This window comes from Prevotella melaninogenica, assembly GCF_018128065.1.
Lineage (GTDB): Bacteria > Bacteroidota > Bacteroidia > Bacteroidales > Bacteroidaceae > Prevotella.
In genome coordinates, this window is record NZ_CP072359.1 from 1,023,724 (window position 1) to 1,042,287 (window position 18,564).

General features: G+C 42.1%; 17 protein-coding genes. 12 read left to right on the forward strand and 5 right to left on the reverse strand.

Annotation, left to right across the window (positions count from 1 at the left end):
- Nucleotides 1-2: 2 nt before the first annotated feature.
- The 3 genes from J5A56_RS04180 (at nucleotide 3) to J5A56_RS04190 (ending at nucleotide 1,461) form a co-directional block, all read left to right on the forward strand.
- Nucleotides 3-506: an STM3941 family protein gene (locus J5A56_RS04180; RefSeq protein WP_021671675.1), complete on the forward strand. Its 504-nt coding sequence runs from the start codon at nucleotides 3-5 to the stop codon at nucleotides 504-506.
- 40 nt (nucleotides 507-546) lie between these two features.
- Nucleotides 547-825 carry a hypothetical protein gene (locus J5A56_RS04185; RefSeq protein WP_021671674.1) on the forward strand — a complete coding sequence of 93 codons (279 nt, stop codon included), beginning with the start codon at nucleotides 547-549 and terminating at the stop codon, nucleotides 823-825.
- 138 nt (nucleotides 826-963) lie between these two features.
- Nucleotides 964-1,461, forward strand: a complete 498-nt coding sequence (locus tag J5A56_RS04190; RefSeq protein WP_231370805.1) for a hypothetical protein — start codon at nucleotides 964-966, stop codon at nucleotides 1,459-1,461.
- 326 nt (nucleotides 1,462-1,787) lie between these two features.
- Here J5A56_RS04190 and rplT read toward each other — a convergent pair whose 3' ends face one another.
- The 3 genes from rplT to infC all read right to left on the reverse strand — a co-directional run bounded on the left by rplT (nucleotide 1,788) and on the right by infC (nucleotide 3,149).
- Nucleotides 1,788-2,132 (reverse strand): 50S ribosomal protein L20, encoded by a 345-nt coding sequence (gene rplT, locus J5A56_RS04195; protein WP_004383393.1) that lies wholly within the window; start codon nucleotides 2,130-2,132, stop codon nucleotides 1,788-1,790.
- A gap of 36 nt (nucleotides 2,133-2,168) precedes the next feature.
- Nucleotides 2,169-2,366: a 50S ribosomal protein L35 gene (gene rpmI, locus J5A56_RS04200; RefSeq protein ID WP_004360280.1), complete on the reverse strand. Its 198-nt coding sequence runs from the start codon at nucleotides 2,364-2,366 to the stop codon at nucleotides 2,169-2,171.
- Nucleotides 2,367-2,480: 114 nt separating this feature from the next.
- Nucleotides 2,481-3,149, reverse strand: coding sequence for a translation initiation factor IF-3 (gene infC, locus J5A56_RS04205; RefSeq protein ID WP_021671672.1), 669 nt, complete (start codon nucleotides 3,147-3,149; stop codon nucleotides 2,481-2,483).
- Between the two features lie 763 nt (nucleotides 3,150-3,912).
- Between infC and ileS the strand changes: the two genes are divergently transcribed.
- From ileS to J5A56_RS04240, 7 genes are all read left to right on the forward strand, one after another.
- The gene (gene ileS / locus J5A56_RS04210; protein ID WP_021671671.1) at nucleotides 3,913-7,578 is read left to right on the forward strand and encodes an isoleucine--tRNA ligase; all 3,666 of its coding nucleotides are present in this window, start codon (nucleotides 3,913-3,915) and stop codon (nucleotides 7,576-7,578) included.
- A 144-nt stretch (nucleotides 7,579-7,722) separates the two neighbouring features.
- Nucleotides 7,723-8,106: a TraR/DksA family transcriptional regulator gene (locus tag J5A56_RS04215; protein ID WP_021671670.1), complete on the forward strand. Its 384-nt coding sequence runs from the start codon at nucleotides 7,723-7,725 to the stop codon at nucleotides 8,104-8,106.
- Nucleotides 8,106-8,783, forward strand: coding sequence for a lipoprotein signal peptidase (locus J5A56_RS04220; protein WP_021671669.1), 678 nt, complete (start codon nucleotides 8,106-8,108; stop codon nucleotides 8,781-8,783). Before J5A56_RS04215 ends, J5A56_RS04220 begins: the two co-directional genes overlap by 1 nt.
- Nucleotides 8,784-8,790: 7 nt before the next feature.
- Nucleotides 8,791-9,744 (forward strand): DUF4296 domain-containing protein, encoded by a 954-nt coding sequence (locus tag J5A56_RS04225; RefSeq protein ID WP_036919607.1) that lies wholly within the window; start codon nucleotides 8,791-8,793, stop codon nucleotides 9,742-9,744.
- Complete coding sequence (locus J5A56_RS04230; protein WP_021671667.1) at nucleotides 9,741-9,968, forward strand: hypothetical protein; 228 nt, start codon at nucleotides 9,741-9,743, stop codon at nucleotides 9,966-9,968. The genes J5A56_RS04225 and J5A56_RS04230 overlap by 4 nt, the downstream gene beginning before the upstream one ends.
- A 63-nt stretch (nucleotides 9,969-10,031) precedes the next feature.
- Entirely contained in the window at nucleotides 10,032-11,669 is a 1,638-nt protein-coding gene (locus J5A56_RS04235; protein WP_021671666.1) for a M23 family metallopeptidase, read from the forward strand.
- Between the two features lie 17 nt (nucleotides 11,670-11,686).
- On the forward strand, nucleotides 11,687-13,324 hold the full coding sequence (locus J5A56_RS04240) for a dipeptidase (protein WP_021671665.1): 1,638 nt from the start codon (nucleotides 11,687-11,689) through the stop codon (nucleotides 13,322-13,324).
- Between the two features lie 698 nt (nucleotides 13,325-14,022).
- On the opposite strand, the gene J5A56_RS04245 is transcribed toward J5A56_RS04240, so the two are convergent.
- A complete protein-coding gene (locus J5A56_RS04245; RefSeq protein WP_036919604.1) occupies nucleotides 14,023-14,469 on the reverse strand; it encodes a YhcH/YjgK/YiaL family protein in 447 nt (148 codons plus the stop codon).
- 120 nt (nucleotides 14,470-14,589) lie between these two features.
- The gene (locus J5A56_RS04250; protein WP_021671662.1) at nucleotides 14,590-16,056 is read right to left on the reverse strand and encodes an SLC13 family permease; all 1,467 of its coding nucleotides are present in this window, start codon (nucleotides 16,054-16,056) and stop codon (nucleotides 14,590-14,592) included.
- A gap of 249 nt (nucleotides 16,057-16,305) precedes the next feature.
- On the opposite strand from J5A56_RS04250, the gene J5A56_RS04255 reads away from it, so the two are divergent.
- Complete coding sequence (locus J5A56_RS04255; protein WP_021671661.1) at nucleotides 16,306-17,427, forward strand: ABC transporter substrate-binding protein; 1,122 nt, start codon at nucleotides 16,306-16,308, stop codon at nucleotides 17,425-17,427.
- 21 nt (nucleotides 17,428-17,448) lie between these two features.
- Nucleotides 17,449-18,462 carry an iron ABC transporter permease gene (locus J5A56_RS04260; protein WP_036919622.1) on the forward strand — a complete coding sequence of 338 codons (1,014 nt, stop codon included), beginning with the start codon at nucleotides 17,449-17,451 and terminating at the stop codon, nucleotides 18,460-18,462.
- The last annotated feature ends 102 nt before the right edge of the window (nucleotides 18,463-18,564 follow it).

An 18,564-nucleotide genomic window follows, 5' to 3' on the forward strand; every position in this document is an offset into this window, starting at 1 on the left:
AAATGAATCAGACAAAGAAAATCCTTGTTTACTTAGGTTGTATCGCGTTTACCGCCTTGGGCATATGGCTTCTTACCATAGAAAACCCCACCACAACTTATCCACTATGGACAATAAGAGTTGCTGGCATCCTCTCCATCATCTTCTTTGGTGGTGGCGGCTTGTTTATGGCTTATAAAATGATAAAGCTCCTCATAAACCATAAGAAAGAAATAGAATTTACCGATAGAGGTATCTCTATCTGCGGAGCTGAGGAAATATTATGGAACGAGATAGCCGACTTCTCCCTAATACGTTTTAAAGGAAACAGGTTGATAACCATTCAGATGAAAGACCCTGAAAAGGTTATCGCAAACGAATCTTCATGGATAAAACGCAAGACAATGGAGTATAACCTCAAGACTATCAACGCCCTTTACTCCTTTCCTGCCTATATGATGGCTGGACGAGCAGAAGAAGCACTTACGCTATGCAGACTGAACATGGTAAAACATCAAAAGCCATAGCAATAAATAACTCCTCACACTTAGTATTAAGCTCAATAATATGGATGAGGATATATTACTATACATCAGCTCTATTATCTGCGTACTCCTCACAATCTATCAGATATTCAATCGCCAGAAAGAAGCAGGTGTCTTATCAGCTATTGTATTATTAGGTTACTCTCTCCCACTCTATTATCTCATCTTCTTTCGTTCAGAATACGGAGCTGGTCTCACATGGTGGTTTTATCTTCTTGTGCTAAACCTCATATACATCCTCTCAACAGCGATACACCTCATTTTTAAGTATATCAAGGGAAGATATATCTCCTCCCTTTAAAATAAATCAATGAAATCTATGGGAATGCTTTTTGTTCTTATTTTCTGGGCAATCGTTTTTGTAGTTCTATCCCTTATATTAGGACTGATAACGTTACCTTTCTCTTACTTCCTTTGCAAAAGACAAAGGAAGAGAAAGATGGTTCTATCATTCCTCACACCAGGAGTATTTATTGGGATATACGCTGTAAGTAGTTTTGTGTGTATGATTATCATTGCTATCATTCTTGGTTCTGACATTGGTATCGGTGATAGCTGGTCTATCCCACTAAAGAATGGCTATGAACTTACCTCAGTTGATACGCCCGAATATGCTAATATCAATAGCAGAAACGATCCGTTGAAAGAAAACCTTATTGATGGGATTACACATATACAAGTGGTTGGAGACTCTGTCATAGGAAAAGGGGCTGATGGAAACTACTTCATCTTCAACCTACAAAATGGTGACAAGGAAGATAACCTAAGCTATCAAAATTTCGCAACAAAAATGAAATCAAGATCCATTACACTCGTTAATAATAATACCTACTATTGGGAACAACGCAAAGTTCCCTATATAATTGCGGGCATCTTTTGCCTTCTTATAACCATTTTAGCCATAAAAACTCTTTGGCGAATAGGTCTAATTTACTAATCTTTTATTTCATATATGTAACTTACCATTATTCCAACCAATACCCTAAGATACATCTAAACTACACAAAACATATCTATCAAACCCTCCTTCCTTTGGGAGGAGCTGGAGGTGGGTATCCAAAAAGAGGATTCCTCCATGAAGAATCCTCATAATCTTTAGAAGTCACCAACCTCCCTATCCAGTCCCTGCCTTAGCAAAGACTTAGAGGCGGACTCTATTCTTTCCCTCCTTGAAAAAGCCAGACAAATAAATAGGAGTAAGCAATAACTCTTCCCTCTTCAGTATCTAACCCTCCTCCCTTCGGGAGGAGCTGGAGGTGGGTATTACTTTACCTTGTCAACAATAGCTTTGAAAGCTTCCTGATTGTTAACAGCAAGGTCAGCGAGCACCTTACGGTTAATCTCGATACCAGCCTTGTGCAATGCACCCATCAACTGGCTGTAGCTCATGTCATAAAGGCGAGCAGCAGCATTGATACGCTGAATCCACAATGCGCGGAAGTTACGCTTCTTGTTACGACGGTCACGATAAGCATAAGTCAAACCCTTCTCATAGGTGTTCTTTGCTACCGTCCAGACATTCTTGCGGGCACCATAGTAACCCTTGGTCTGCTTCAGAATTCTTGTTCTCTTTGCTTTAGAAGCAACATGATTGACTGATCTTGGCATAGTTTTTCTTTCCTTTTAATTTGTTTGACTAATTAATTAACGGAGATTGAGCAAGTCGCGTACCTGCTTCAAGTTTGTACCATCCACGAGCGTCTGGTGAACAAGGTTTCTCTTCTGTTTCTTTGTCTTCTTAGTCAGAATGTGACTGTGGTAAGCGTGATGACGTTTAATCTTACCAGTACCGGTGAACGTGAATCTCTTCTTTGCGCCGGAATTTGTCTTCTGTTTTGGCATTTTTGTAAAATTTAAAATTGTTATTTATATTCATCTGTGGCAACGTATATACCAGGACGTTACGCACAGGCTGCTCTTATCCGCCCTCTCCATAAGAGTGAGCTTCAATGAGCGTTAGTCATTATTCAACTTTTTCAGTGCATCGGCACCATTCTTAGCATTAGCGAATAATCCGCCATCGGCCTTCGTCTCCTCAATAGCTGCCTTTGCACCAGCTTCTGCTTCCTCACGGTCGCGCTTCTGCTGACTCTTCTTAGCGACACCAGCTTTCTTAGGTGCAAGATAGAGGAACATCTTCTTACCCTCGAGCTTTGGTAACTGCTCTACCTTTGCCAACTCCTCAAGGTCGTTCGCAAAACGCAACAGCAATACCTCGCCCTGCTCTTTGAAGAGGATTGAACGACCACGAAAGAATACGTAGGCGCGTACCTTATTTCCTGCATTGAGGAACTCCTGCGCATGCTTAAGCTTAAACTTATAGTCGTGCTCATCCGTTTGAGGTCCGAAACGAATCTCTTTCACCTCTTGCTTCACCTGCTTCTGCTTCATCTCTTTCTGATGCTTCTTCTGCTGGTAGAGGAACTTAGAATAGTCGATGATACGACAAACGGGTGGCTGTGCATTCGGAGAAATCTCCACAAGGTCAACTCCTTCTTTTTGAGCCAGTTCCAACGCCTTACGAGTAGGCATTACCTCAGCTCCATCATCGCTTACCACACGCACTTCCCGAACGCGAATCTGCTCGTTCACGCGGTACTTCATTTTCATTTTGTCATTCTTCATTCAACTATTTTAAAGTGTCTAAATTTGCTAAACGCGTGCAAAGTTACTATTTTCCAACTGATTAACCAAAGATTTCTTCTACTTTTTTTGCTCTCTTATTAAATGCCTGCAAGCTCATTGTGTATTGTAGAGTTGATGGCTTTCCTTTCTTATGCTTGAAGTATTTTGCTGACATAAGTCTGAAAAAACTTTACATAAATTCAAGAAAAGGCTCTGTATATACAGTTCAAAATAGATATAAAAAACGACTTTGTAATAGTCATGAAATCAAGTAGTTACAAAATGCTTTTTGAAAAGGTGCTTAATTGGACTTCAAAAGGGCGTTAGTAAGGGTCTTAAAGGGCATCTTTTGCAAGCCAATTGGGCATCTTTTCAAAGCTAAATGACCATGTATAGATTTTAAGGGGGTGTGAATTTATTTTACAAGTCTTTGTTTTTATGGACGATTTTATGAGGAGATAAGCGAATGCGTTTACAAGTTGACAAGGTATTTGTCGAAGATGAGTGAACGAGTTGATGAGTTGTTAAGGAACTTGTAAGTAATAAAGTAAGTCTCCTACATAATTAAGGTGTGCAGAGGGCTATAAGTTGACAGATTGCTTGTGGAGAAACAGTATGTATACGCAATAAGAAGAGGAAAAAGTCAGGATGTATAAGCAAAAAGAAAGTCTGTCACCTTTCATACTACTAAAAAGTTTGGTAGTTTCAGTTGTTATTTGTATCTTTGCAGGTATTTAGAAAATAAGCAAAACAAATAGATAATATGGCAAAGAAATTCGCCGAGCACAAGGGACTTGACCTTGTAAGCACAAACCAGGAAATATTAAAAGCGTGGGAGAAGAAGAATATCTTCCACAAAAGTATTGATGAACGTGAGGGCGAACCACAGTTCATCTTCTTCGAGGGACCTCCATCAGCCAATGGTCATCCCGGTATTCACCACGTGTTGGCACGTTCAATCAAAGACACTTTCAATCGCTACAAGACCATGCAGGGTTTTCAAGTGCATCGTAAGGCGGGTTGGGACACACACGGATTGCCAGTAGAATTAGGTGTAGAGAAAGAGTTGGGTATCACTAAGAAGGATATTGATAACCACGCATCTGACAAATATATCTCAACAGAGGAATACAACCACAAATGCCGTGAGAATGTAATGAAGTTTACTGCTGAGTGGCAGCAGTTGACAGAGGAGATGGGTTACTTCGTTGATATGGAGCACCCTTACATTACTTACGACAACAAATATATTGAGACATTATGGTGGCTTCTCAAGCAACTCTATAACAAGGGGTTGCTCTATAAGGGTTACACCATCCAACCTTACTCACCAGCCGCAGGTACTGGTCTGTCAAGTCATGAGCTGAATCAGCCAGGGTGCTATCGTGATGTAAAGGATACTACTGTCACAGCACAGTTTTCTATTCCTGCTGATGACTGGAAAGCATTGTCTGAAAAGGCAAACCTGCCAAAGGAGATATGGGGTAAGCCTTGCTTCGTTGCATGGACAACCACACCTTGGACATTGCCATCAAACGTTGCGCTTTGTGTAGGTCCAAAGATTGAGTATGTTGTTGTTGAGACTTACAACCCATACGATGCAGAGAAACTAACCCTCGTGATGGCAGCAAGTCGTGTAGCAGCCTATCTGAAGTCAGAGGGTGAGATTACTGATGGTGGCGAATTGCCTGAATATGAACGTGGCGATAAGTATGTTCCTTATCGCATCGTCGGTCGTGTAATGGGTACAGAACTTGAGGGACTGCACTATCAGCAGCTTATGCCTTGGGTAAAACCAGTTGAACAGACAGGCGACTTTGCACCAAAGTTTGTGAACGACTACGCCGTAGCTCATCCTGAAAAGGTGTTTACGAGCGAAGATGGTCGTGACAAGTTTGTTGAGATGGAGAGCGAGGCTTTCCGTATCATCCTTGGTGACTATGTGACAACAGATGATGGTACGGGTATCGTACATATTGCGCCTACCTTCGGTGCTGATGATGCTAAGGTGGCAAAGGATGCTAATATCCCTGCACTATATCTGATTTCAAAGAAGGGACAGACTCGTCCAATGGTTGACCTTCAGGGTAAGTACTATACGATTGACGAGTTAGATCAGAACTTCGTTAAAGCTTGTGTAAACGAAAAGGCATACGGTCATCATGCTGGTGACTATGTAAAGAACTCATATGACCCACGTTTCAACCCTAATGGCGTGTGGGATAAGAAGGCTTCAGAGAAGGAAGAAGACCTGAACATCATTCTTTGTATGGAGATGAAGCAGGAAGGTACTGCTTTCAACATTCAGAAGCACGTACACAACTATCCTCACTGCTGGCGTACTGATAAGCCAATCCTCTATTACCCTCTGGACAGCTGGTTCATTAAAGACACAGCGAAGAAGGAACGAATGGTTGAGTTGAATAAGACTATCCGCTGGCAACCAGAATCAACTGGTACGGGTCGGTTTGGTAACTGGCTTGAGAACTTGAATGACTGGAACCTTAGCCGTTCACGTTTCTGGGGCACTCCATTGCCTATCTGGCGTGATGAGAACCGTGGCGAAAAGTGTATTGGTTCTGTGGAAGAACTCTACAATGAGATAGAGAAGTCTGTTGCTGCAGGCATCATGGAGAAGAACCCACTGAAAGAAGCGGGCTTCGTAGTAGGTGACTTCAGCCAAGAGAACTATGATAAGATTGACCTTCACCGTCCATACGTTGACGATATCGTCCTCGTAAATGATGAAGGGAAACCAATGCGTCGCGAGTCAGACCTCATTGACGTTTGGTTTGATAGTGGTTCTATGCCATATGCTCAGCTTCACTATCCATTTGAGGGTGAGATTAATGCTGAAGGCTTGAAGGCTACGGGTAAAACTGAGGCTGAGTATCGCAACCAATTGGTACACTCATGCTATGAGGGTACGGCTGTTCCGCCAGCATTCTTCCCAGCCGACTTCATCAACGAGGGCGTTGACCAGACGCGTGGTTGGTTCTTCACACTCCATGCTATTGCAACAATGGTGTTTAACTCTGTTGCCTTCAAGAATGTGATTTCAACAGGTCTTGTACTCGATGCAAAGGGTAACAAGATGAGTAAGCACGTTGGTAACGTTACCAACCCATTTGAGATGATGGATAAGTATGGTGCCGACCCTGTACGCTTCTATATGATGACGAACAGCGAACCATGGGATAACTTGAAGTTCGACCCAGAAGGTGTTGACGAGTGTCGCCGTAAGTTCTTCGGTACCTTATATAATACGTATAGCTTCTTTGCTCTTTATGCAAATGTTGATGGCTACGATGCTACGACATGTGAGGCGGTGAAAGCTGATGCACCAGAGATCGACCGTTGGATTATCTCTAAGCTTAACTCACTCATCAAGGGTGTGACAGTAGAGTTAGAGGGCTTCGACCCAACACGCGCTGGTCGACTTATTGACGCATTTGTGAATAACGACCTTAGTAACTGGTACGTTCGTCTGAATCGTAAACGTTTCTGGGGTAAGGAGATGAGTGCTGACAAGAAGAGTGCATACGACACATTATACACCTGTTTAATGACCGTTGCACGTCTGTTGGCTCCATTTGCTCCGTTCTATGCTGACCAGCTCTATACAGACTTAGGTGGCGAATTAGAAAGCATCCACTTGGACCGTTGGCCAGTTGCTAACGAGGCAGTTATTGATACTGACCTTGAAGCACGTATGGATATGGCACAACGTATTACATCTATGGTTCTCGCCCTGCGTCGTAAGGTGAATATTAAGGTACGCCAACCATTAGCACAGATTATGATTCCTGCTATTGATGCAACACAGAAGAAACATATCGAAGCAGTAGCCGACCTTATCAAACATGAGGTGAACGTTAAGGAGCTTACTTTCGTTGAGGGACAGGGTATCCTTGTAAAGAAGGTGAAGTGTAACTTCCGTGTTATGGGTAAGAAGTTCGGTAAGCTGATGAAGCAGGTGGCAGCTCGTATGGATGCCCTCTCACAGGAAGAGATTGCTGCTTTAGAAGCTGCAGGCGAATTCAACTTCGACTTAGAAGGTCAGCCAATCAAGATAGAGGCTGCAGATGTTGAAATTATCTCAGAAGATATCCCAGGCTGGTTGGTAAGCAACGAGGGTAACCTGACAGTTGCTCTTGAGGTTGAACTGACAGAAGACCTCCGTCGTGAGGGTATGGCACGTGAGTTGATCAATCGTATTCAGAACCTCCGTAAGGAGACTGGTCTTGAGATTACCGACCGTATCTCTGTCGTTATTGAGCCACAAGCAGAGGCAGTAGCAGCAGTTGAATCATTTGGCGACTTGATTAAAACACAGGTCCTTGCTAATGATATTACACTTGCTGAAAACAATGGAACTAACGTTGAGTTTGACGAATTCCACCTCCATATAGAAATCAAAAAGAACTAAATGAAATAGTTGGGGGTGTACGAGTCGTGCATCTATAAGCTAAGAACAATAGTGGACGTGTCAAGTACACGTCCCTATTCTCAGGCTTTCAACAACCTCAAAACAGTATAGATTACTTTCATAACCTAATTCAATTTTTACTTTATGGAAACTAAAAAGCGTTATACCGATGAGGAGCTCGAGGAGTTCCGCTCGATAGTAAATGAAAAGTTGGCTATTGCCAAGTCTGACTACGATGAAACGATGAAAATTCTGATGAATAAGAATACAAATGACGTTAATGACACATCACCAACTTACAAGGCGTTGGAAGAAGGCAGTTCTAATCAGACTAAGGAAGAACTCGTACAGATGGCACAACGTCAGCAGAAGTTTATCCAATCTCTTCAGGCGGCACTTGTCAGAATTAACAATAAGACATACGGCATTGACCGTATCACAGGAGAGCTTATCCCTAAGGAGCGTCTACGTATTGTACCACATGCAACACTGAGCGTGGCGTCCAAGATGGCAAATAAAAATCACTAATGAGTAAACAGAAAAAACAAAGTTTGATAGCAGCCTTGCTAATTATTCTATTGATTGTGATAGACCAGATTATCAAGGTTGTTGTCAAACTTAACATGAATTTAGGTGAATCAATCCATATCTTCGATTGGTTTCAGATACAATTCATCGAGAACAATGGTATGGCATGGGGTATGGAATTAGGAAGCAAACTCTTCCTTAGCATATTCCGTATCGTTGCAATAGGCTTCCTTATTTGGTATATTTCTAATCGTATTAAAAAGGGAGCAAGGATGGGTTATATCATTGTATTGTCAATGATTACAGCGGGTGCAGCAGGTAATATCTTCGACTCCCTCCTTTATGGTCAGATCTTTACAGCTTCTACACCATATTATATAGAAGGTGCCACGCCAGCAACCCTCGTGTCATGGGGCGAAGGCTATGCGCCTGTACTGATGGGGAAAGTGGTAGATATGTTCTATTTCCCACTCTTCCACGGCACATTCCCCGACTGGTTCCCATTCTGGGGTGGTGAGTCATTTGTCTTCTTCTCACCAATATTCAACTTTGCAGACTCTTGCATCTCCGTAGGTGTCATTACAATTATCCTTGCCTTCCGTAAGGACTTCAATGGTTGGGTGCCAACTATGGGCAAGAAGGTCGCTGATAAAAAATGCATTGCTGATAATCAGTAGATAGACAATGAGAAGTAAGTATTTGGTTCGTTCCTTTGCCACGCTTTGTGGGTTACTACTTGCAATCTTTGTTGTAAGCTGTAAACCTTCTATCCCTTCTGAATATATCCAACCTTCTGAGATGGAAGATATGCTCTATGATTATCACCTTTCCATGGCAATGGCAAGTCGTGAGGGCTATACAGATGTCAGGCAGAAAGCTTTTAAGTTGGCTGTTATGAGAAAGTATGACGTGTCAGAAGAGAAGTTCGATAACTCTCTTCAGTACTATATGCGACATACAGAGAAGCTACATGATATCTATGTTGAAGTTTCCAAACGATTGGAAAGTGAAGCGCGAACACAAGGTGCTTCAGAAAGTGAATTGGCACAGTATGGTAACATCACTTCAAAGGGAGATACCACTGACATTTGGCGAGGCAACCGTACATTAATACTTTCTCCATACGCTCCAGTAGACCGTGAGATCTTTGAAATCAAGGCGGATACAGCATTCCATAAAGGTGATCGACTCCTTTTGAGTTTCAACTCACAATTTATCATACAAGATGGTATGCGAGATGCAATTATTATGATGGCTGTTACCTATTCAAATGACAGTATTGTAACACAATTCCAGCATATCACGTCTGATTCCCGCAACACCATGACGATTGATGCTGGGGACTCATTGCGTATCAAGAACATCCGAGGTTACTTCCTGATGCTGAAGGGGCAACAGCCTACAACTACTTTCAAGTTACTTATCCTCAGTGATATCCATCTTGTTCGTATGCATGTACGAAAGCAAGAAACAACACAACCAGCTGATTCTCTGCAAGAATCTGACCCGATTAGAACGATTGGTGGTGAACCTGTCAATCCTCAAAATGAATCTAATCAACCAGCCTCACTGCCAACAAGAACGCCAGCAGACGCAATGAAAGAGCGAGGCATACCCAACAGGTCTGATAAGTTATGAGCGACAAAAAGAAGTCGATAAGACGAATCGGAGCCAATATCATTGAAACTTCTGGAGGAACAATAGAACAAGGGATAGTGATTATTGAGGATGGAATTGTCCTCAAAGTCTATCCTTTTACGGAAGAAGAGCCTATGACGGAATGGACTATAGGAACTATCACTATACGCCCAGACAATGATGGGAACCCCAGAGCCTACAAAGGCAATCAATTACTGACATGATTCTGTTGTCCTTCTATAAGACAGACAACGGACACACCTATAAAAGAAAGGATCTGATAGCCTATGAATTTGTTATTGAATCTTTTATTATCCATATTACCTTTTGGTTCGCCAGTCCACGTTCCCGTGCAATTGGCGGGCAACTTTGGTGAACCCAGACCCAACCACTTCCACGGAGGTATCGACATCAAAACCGAACGTGAAGTAAATCTTGGAGTCTATTCCATTGCCGATGGCTATATCTCAAGTGCTATTGTTGAGAAATATGGCTACGGACGTGCTATCTTGGTAACGCATCCCAATGGATATACCAGTTGTTATGTCCACCTCAACCGCTTTGCCCCACAGATTGAAGCTGCTGTACGTAAATGGCAATATCAACACCAACAGTTTGCTTGTGACATCAAGTTCCGACCCGGAGAGTTTCCTGTGAAGAAGGGACAATTCGTTGCCTTGAGTGGTAACACTGGTTCGTCACAAGGTCCACACATCCATTTAGAGATGCATGGGACCAAGAATGGTAACCTTTATGACCCACTTAATTTCCTCAAGGGAATTGTCAAAGATAAGACAGCTCCTGCTGTTTATTCCTTTAAATCCTATCCCCAACCTGGAGAAGGCGTGTTCCAACATTCCCCTGACTCTCGTATTTTTACATTTGACAAGGGGCATTTCCAAGCATGGGGCAAGGTGGGCTTTGGTGTGAGGGCCAGTGATCACATGGACTCCGTGTATAACAACTTTGGTGTAAGATACACACAGTTGTATTGCGATGGCAAGCTTATATTCTCCTCAGATGTCAACAATATCCCAACAAGTTGTCATAGGATGGTTAATTCGTGGGGGGATTACGACCACTTCCTTTCAACGAAAATATGGTTTATGAAGTCTTATATCGAACCTGGCAACACACTCCCTATCTTACGAGCAGGACAGAACAGGGGTATCGTTAACTTCAACCAGCAACGAGACTATCACTTCCGCTACGTCATAAAAGATGTCTTTGGCAATCAAACAATAAAGGAGTTCACAGTGAGGGGTGAGCCAGAAGCTATACCAATTATTCATCTTCCAGACGGCATAAGTCCACTCTATTATGCCAAAGACAATAACTTTAAGGCTGAGGGAGTACGACTGAACATCCAGAAGGGTTTACTTGCAAAGAACGGTTGGCTACAATTACGGCATGGCAATACAAGCAGTGCGCTATCTATGGCTTATAGCTTCTCTAAAGCAGCATACCCACTCTTCAACTATGCACAGATAAGTATTAAGCCAACTGGCATGATACATAATCCAAAGAAGTTATATGTTGCGATGCGTAACAGCTTGAACGCTGACGCCCCAGCATCCTATTGCGGTGGAACATATGCGAATGGTTGGGTTACAGGACGAATGCGCGAGTTGGCAAATGCTTACTTCCTTGTTTACGATGAGACCCCACCAACGATTACACAGCAGAATCTCAACCCACGCAACCTCTCCTTTAAGATAACTGACACAGGTAGCGGCTTACAAGGTTACAAGGCTTACCTCGATGGGCAGTTTATTCTGCTGCAGTTCGGCAAGAACAAAGAAATATTCTTCTGTGACCTTGCAGAAACACCTGTACATCCTACCGGAAAAGAACGGACATTGAGGATTATCGCAACAGACAACCGATTTAATAAGAAAGAATATCTGACTAAAATAAAGTATTAACAATTAAATTGTAGAGTATGAAGAAATCATTTGCAACACTATTCTTCCTTACAATGATTACGTATGCTAATGCGTGTACAAACCTCATTGCTACAAAGGGAGCAACAACAGACGGTTCAGTCTTTGTTACTTACACCGCTGATGATTACGGCATGTTTACTAACCTATGTCATTACCCAGCAGGCACTCATGTGAAAGGTGACCGCCGCGAGATTATTGACTATGACACACGCGAGAGTCACGGCTTTATTCCAGAAGCACCTGTAACATACAATGTCATTGGAAACATCAATGAATATCAGGTAAGTATTGGAGAAACCACCTACGGAGGTCGTGAAGAAATGGTTGATAAGTCTGGCATCATCGACTATGGCTCATTGATGTACCTTGGCTTGCAACGTAGCAAGACTGCTCGCGAGGCTATCAAGGTAATGACTTCTCTTGTTGAGACATACGGTTATAACTCTGGTGGCGAGACCTTCACTATCGCCGACCCTAATGAGGTATGGCTGCTTGAGATGCAAGGCTGTGGAGGTGACAAGAAACAGAAAGTTGTTTGGGTCGCAGTTCGCATTCCTGACGGCATGATTTCTGCTCACGCCAATCAAAGCCGTATCGGTCAGTTCTCAACATATAACACAGAGGTTATCACTTCTAAGAACTGCATCAGCTTTGCACGTTCAAAGGGTTGGTTCAATGGTAAGGACAAGGACTTCAACTGGAAGATGACCTACGCAGCACCTGACTTTGGTGGTCGCCGTTGGTGCGAGGCTCGTGTATGGAGCTACTTCAACCACTTTAAAGATATGTCACGCTGGTTGCCATGGGCATTGGGCAAAGACCCTAACGCCGAGGACATGCCACTTTGGATTGCACCAGACACAAAGGTCGACTTGGCTAAGATGGAAGTGTGTATGCGCGATCACTATGAGGGAACTCCATTGTCACTCGACCAGGATATTGCGCAGGGTATTTGGAATTCACCTTACCGTCCTACTCCGCTGAAGTTTGAAGTAGATGGTAAGAAGTATTTCAATGAGCGTCCTATCTCAACACAGCAAACAGGCTTCTCTTACATCGCACAGCTTCGTTCGTGGTTGCCACGTGAGATTGGTGGTATCCTCTGGTTCGGTAATGATGATGGTAATATGGTAGCCTACGTGCCAATCTATTGCAGTAATACCAAGCGTGCTGAGTGTTTCAACACTCCAGGTGCTGATGCTGTAACTTTCTCTGATAAAAACGCTTACTGGGTATGCAACTGGGTTAGCAATATGGTTTACCCACGTTATTCTCAGCTCTTCCCAGCTTTGAAAGAGGTGCGCGACTCACTCGACAACTCTTATTTTTCTGCACAGAAAGAAGTTGAGGCTAAAGCCCAGGCACTCTATGCCACGGACAAGGCTGCTGCCGTGAAGTATCTGAACGACTATTCTATTGAGAAGAGCAATCAGATGATTGCACGCTGGCGTCAGTTGGCAACCTATCTTATCGTGAAGTTTAATGATATGGCTGTAAAGCCTGAGAAGGATGGTAAGTTCCTTCGTACACCAACAGGGCTTGGTGAACATGTGCAGCGTCCTGGCTACAGCGACTATTTTAAGCGTGAGTTAGTGAAGCAGACAGGCGACAAACTTCTTATGCCAGAGCAGTAAACTACTTAAAGAAGCAAGTTTAGACGTTAAATCCGTTAATCCTCTAAACTTCGTATATTAATAAAGAGGCTATATTCGTTAGGATACAGCCTCTTTTGTTTGCCAACAGAGCAAAATTTCAAGAGCAACTTGTATTATTCCTGCCATATATATTCGCAATAAAATAAACATTAGCTTAATGGAATTAATACAAACCATATCTTTTATAATAGCCCTCATCCTCATGCCGTTTTTATGTAGAGGAGAAGCTTTTCCTGTTAAACTAATCTACATCGTCTGCATGACCTTACTGACCCCCATATTTGGATATCCAGTCTATTGGTACATCATAACTCATTAGAGGGTAGCCCTTTCTTTTTATCTACCTGTTCTTTTATAAGAAAACATACTACTATCAGGTAAGACTTAACAACTTATTCACATTGTGCATACCATCCGCACCACTTGTGTTTACCATCCGCACCACTTGTGTTTACCATCCGCACCACATGTGTTTAGCCTTAGCACTATTGTGGAGAAGCACTGATACTATGGTGTCAGAATATTGACACTATAGCGAAAGAACATCAGTGCAATCGTCGTTGAGGGCAAAAGTAAGTAAAACCTGCTCGTCTAAAAGCTAAATATACAGCAAAGGTAATTTTTAGAACCAGCCTTAAAAGGCAAACCTTATCACTCCAAATACCTGAAGTCCCTTTTCATATCCTAATCTTTCCTACCAACTTTCTCTGTTTCCCATTGCCAATGATAGGTGCGTGGGTATCTTCAGGGAAGAAGATAGTGAATTGTCCTGGTTTTACGCAGAAGTATTCCTTTGCAGCTTGCGTATAAAAGCCACAATCTCTCTCTGGATTGTATGCAATATCAGGGGTAGTTAAATCAGATAAAGCAGTCCAACCCATTGTTTCAGCTTGTAGCAAAGGGACTTGAATATCAATATAATTCTTATGGAACTCTAAGCGTTGTTGCTCTTTTGTTTTCAGTCCTACCTCATCCAAATTGATGAACAAGTCGTCACCATCGAGTAGGATACGTCCTGCTTCTTGTTGGCTGAAATCGTGTTGGACGATATACTCTAACATTTCCCTCATTCTTGGATGCAGGTTATAGTATCGATGGCATGCGGTTAAATCTGCTATTATCATCTTCTTAACGATTAGTTATTGATAAATAATTATTTCTTTTGCCTTAGAATATAATAAAGGGGCACAGAAGTATAGTGCCCCCTTGTAAGGTAAAATTTGTTTGTAATATATGTTTTCCGCTTATCCGAGGAAGTGCATCTGACCGATGAAATAAAGCAGGATATAACCCAATATGAGGGAAGCAATACCGCTGGTCAAGCCCACTTTGAGCATATCATTATGCTTAACGAGTCCTGTTGAATAAGCAATAGCATTCGGTGGGGTAGAGATAGGAAGACACATCGCCGTAGAAGCAGCAATGGCAATACCAATGAGGACTGTGCTTGTACCACCGATGCCACCAAGTTTGTCACCCATGCCACGGCACACTACGGCAAGGATAGGTACCAACAATGCCGCTGTAGCTGTGTTTGATATGAAGTTGGAGAGGAAGTAGCAAATCAATCCAGAGATAGCAAGGATGATGATAGGACTCCAATTTCCAAAAGGAATACTCTCTATGGCAGCATCAGCAAGTCCAGAACCGTTCATTCCCAATCCGATAGCAAAACCTCCAGCAACCATCCAGATAACACTCCAGTTAATCTCTTGCATATCTTTTGCAGTGATAACACCTGTAACAGCAAAGATTGCCATTGGAATCATTGATACGGTATTGGTGTCAATTCCTGTAATGTTCTTTGGAATTACCCATAAGAGAATAGTGATAATGAAAGTTATAATTACTACCCACATACGCCATCCACGATGTACTTCTCCATCGATTTTCAAATGAATTGTCTTCTGTGTGAATGGGAAGAAGTAAAGAATAATTCTCCATGACAACAGCATTAAGACGATTACAAGCGGTGCCATAAATGCCATCCAATGCACGAAATCAATGTTCATATTCAGTCCTGCAGGGTCATTGAGATATTTAAGAGCAATGAGGTTTGGAGGCGTTCCGATAGGTGTTCCCATACCACCAAGGTTGGCTGCTACCGGGATTGACATCGTTAAGGCTATACGGCCCTTACCATTAGCAGGCAGAGCTGCGAAGACAGGAGTAAGAAAAGTAAGCATCAATGCTGCCGTAGCTGTATTTGAAATGAACATAGAAAAGAGTCCTGTGATAATTAGGAAACCCAAAAGAACATTCTCACTCTTGTTTCCGAAAGGTTTGATAAGGTTACGCGCTAAGAGTGTGTCGAGACCCGACTTCGATGCTGCAATCGCTAAGATAAAGCCTGCGAGGAAGAGCATAATGATAGGGTCGGCAAAGGATGCCATGATTTCCTTTGAATCAAGTAAATCACCGATTCTGTCACTTTTGAAGATTCCAAAAGCATTTTTCGACACCGTGACACACATAATAGCCATAATACTCAGCGAGGTTGCCCATGCTGGGATGCATTCTGTTAGCCACGATAAGGTTGCAAAGACAAAGATTGCAATGATGCGTTGTTGTACTACGGTCAGCCCGTCAATGCCAAAGGCACTTGTGGGAAGATTCCAAACAATGGTTGTAACCACGAAGATGGCTAAAAATTGCCAAACTTTTTTCATTTCAAGATGGCTACTAAGTGCATTAGATTTTTCTTCTGCCATGGTTTTAGTTGTTTAGTTTAATACGTTTAGGTTGTTAAAGATGGGTTTTATTAATTAGTTTTTTCGTATTTCGAGACTTATCTTTGAGGTGAAGAGAGTCGGAAAGAAGATAAAACGTAACCCATGATTTGATTTCGGTGGTAATTAATAGACCCCACCTTAGTTATAGCGGACTAAATTATAAAAATAATTCTTATCGGGCAAAAGATTTCTGCTTTTTTTGTATTTTTGCATAACAAAATCTTAATTATGCGACATTTATTGGTATTTACTCTTTCTCTTTTATTGTTGTTTTCCTGTGGTAAGCAGCAGAAACAGGTGGCTAACGAAAGCGATAAAGGAACAAAAATAGAACTGCAGTATGCTCGTAATATTACCATCGAACGTACGAAAGAATATGTTGTTATACGCTTGTTAAATCCCTGGAAAGAGGGGGCGGTTCTGCATACTTACTATCTCGTTGGGCATACTTCCAACGTAAAAGTTCCTGATGATGGCACAAAAGTCGTTACCCCTCTTCGCAAAAGCGTTATCTTCACTACGGCTCATGCTAATCTTGCCGAGATGCTTCAAGCACAGAAGGCTATTGCGGGTGTTGCCGACTTGAAGTATATGATTATCCCAGATATTCAGAAACGTGCACGGATGAAAGGTGGGATTGCGGATTGCGGAAACGGAATGAAACCCGATGTTGAGCGTATCATTGACTTAGATGCAGATGCAATCTTTCTTTCGCCTTTTGAGAATAGTGGAGGCTATGGACGTTTAGAGCAGATTGGCGTACCAATAATTGAATGTGCGGATTATATGGAGCGTTCAGCTTTAGGGCGTGCCGAATGGATGAAGTTCTATGGTTTGCTCTTTGGTAAGGAGAAAGAAGCTGACTCCTTGTTTGCTGTTGTTGAAAAGAACTATAAGAGGTTAAGTGCGCAGGCAAGTCAAAGTAAGATAATACGAAGCATCTTACCAGATAGAAAGGTCGGAGCTGTTTGGTATTTGCCAGGTGGTGAGAGCAGTGTGGGATTGCTATATAAGGATGCACACGGAAGTTATGCTTACTCTAAGGATAAACATAGTGGAAGTCTTACAATGCCATTTGAAACGATATTGGATAAGTTTGGAGAGAGCGATTTCTGGGTCTTGGGTTATAATGGTGAGTTTAATCGTCGGCTGTTGTTGGCAGAATATCCTGGTTATGCAAAGTTGAAACCTTATCAAACAAAGGAAATATATGGTTGTAAAGTAGATAGCAAGCCTTACTTTGAAGAGGTAAGCTGGCGTCCTGATTGGTTGCTTTCTGACTTGATTCAACTCTTCCATCCCGACTTACATATAGCACCATTGCGTTACTATCAGAAGTTGGAGGATTGATAGAAATGAAACGATAAGATGATGAAACGGAATCTTCTTCTTTTTATATGCTTAGTAGTAAGTGTCTTACTCCTTTTTGGATTGAATTTAACGACAGGTTCAGTTCAGATTCCTTTTGTTGATGTTTTGGATATTCTGTGTGGTCGTTTTACAGGAAAAGGGAGCTGGCAATATATTATTTTAGAGAACCGACTCCCTCAAGCACTTACTGCCATACTTTGTGGAGCATCTTTATCCGTTTGTGGCTTGATGCTACAAACAGCGTTTCGTAATCCTTTGGCAGGTCCAGATGTGTTTGGTATCAGTTCTGGTGCAGGCTTAGGTGTTGCTTTGGTGATGTTGTTATTAGGGGGAACTGTGTCTACAACAATGTTCACTGTGTCAGGTTTTCTCGCTATTCTCACTGCTGCTTTCCTTGGAGCAATCACGGTGACAGCACTCATATTGTCCCTTTCTACTTTGGTACGTAACAGTGTATTATTGCTCATTGTTGGTATTATGGTAGGGTATGTTTCCTCGTCCGCAGTTTCACTTCTGAATTTCTTTGCATCAGAAGAAGGCGTAAAGAGTTACCTGATTTGGGGAATGGGAAACTTCGGAGGTGTATCAATGAATCATATTCCTCTCTTCGCATTGCTTTGTTTGATGGGGATTTTTGTGTCTTTTCTATTGGTAAAGCCGTTGAATATCTTACTTTTAGGACCACAATATGCAGAGAGCTTAGGTGTTAGTACACGTCAACTTCGGAATATATTATTAGTAGTTGTAGGACTTTTAACTGCTATTACAACTGCTTTCTGTGGTCCAATCTCATTTATTGGTTTGGCAATTCCACACATAGCTCGCCTCTTGTTCCGCACTGAGAATCATCAGATACTTCTTCCAGGAACCGTGTTGAGTGGTGCAGCTATCGCTTTATTCTGTAATTTTATTTGTTATCTTCCTGGTGAGTCAGGTGTTATCCCACTCAATGCCGTCACACCACTTATTGGCGCACCTGTTATTATATACGTGATACTTATGCGCCGCCGATAAGGCATCAAGTTACAAGTATTTATAAGACGTAGTTAAGCCAAAACCTGTATGTCATCTAAAATAAGAAACAACGTTGAAGGTTTTTGGCTTAATAAATTATTT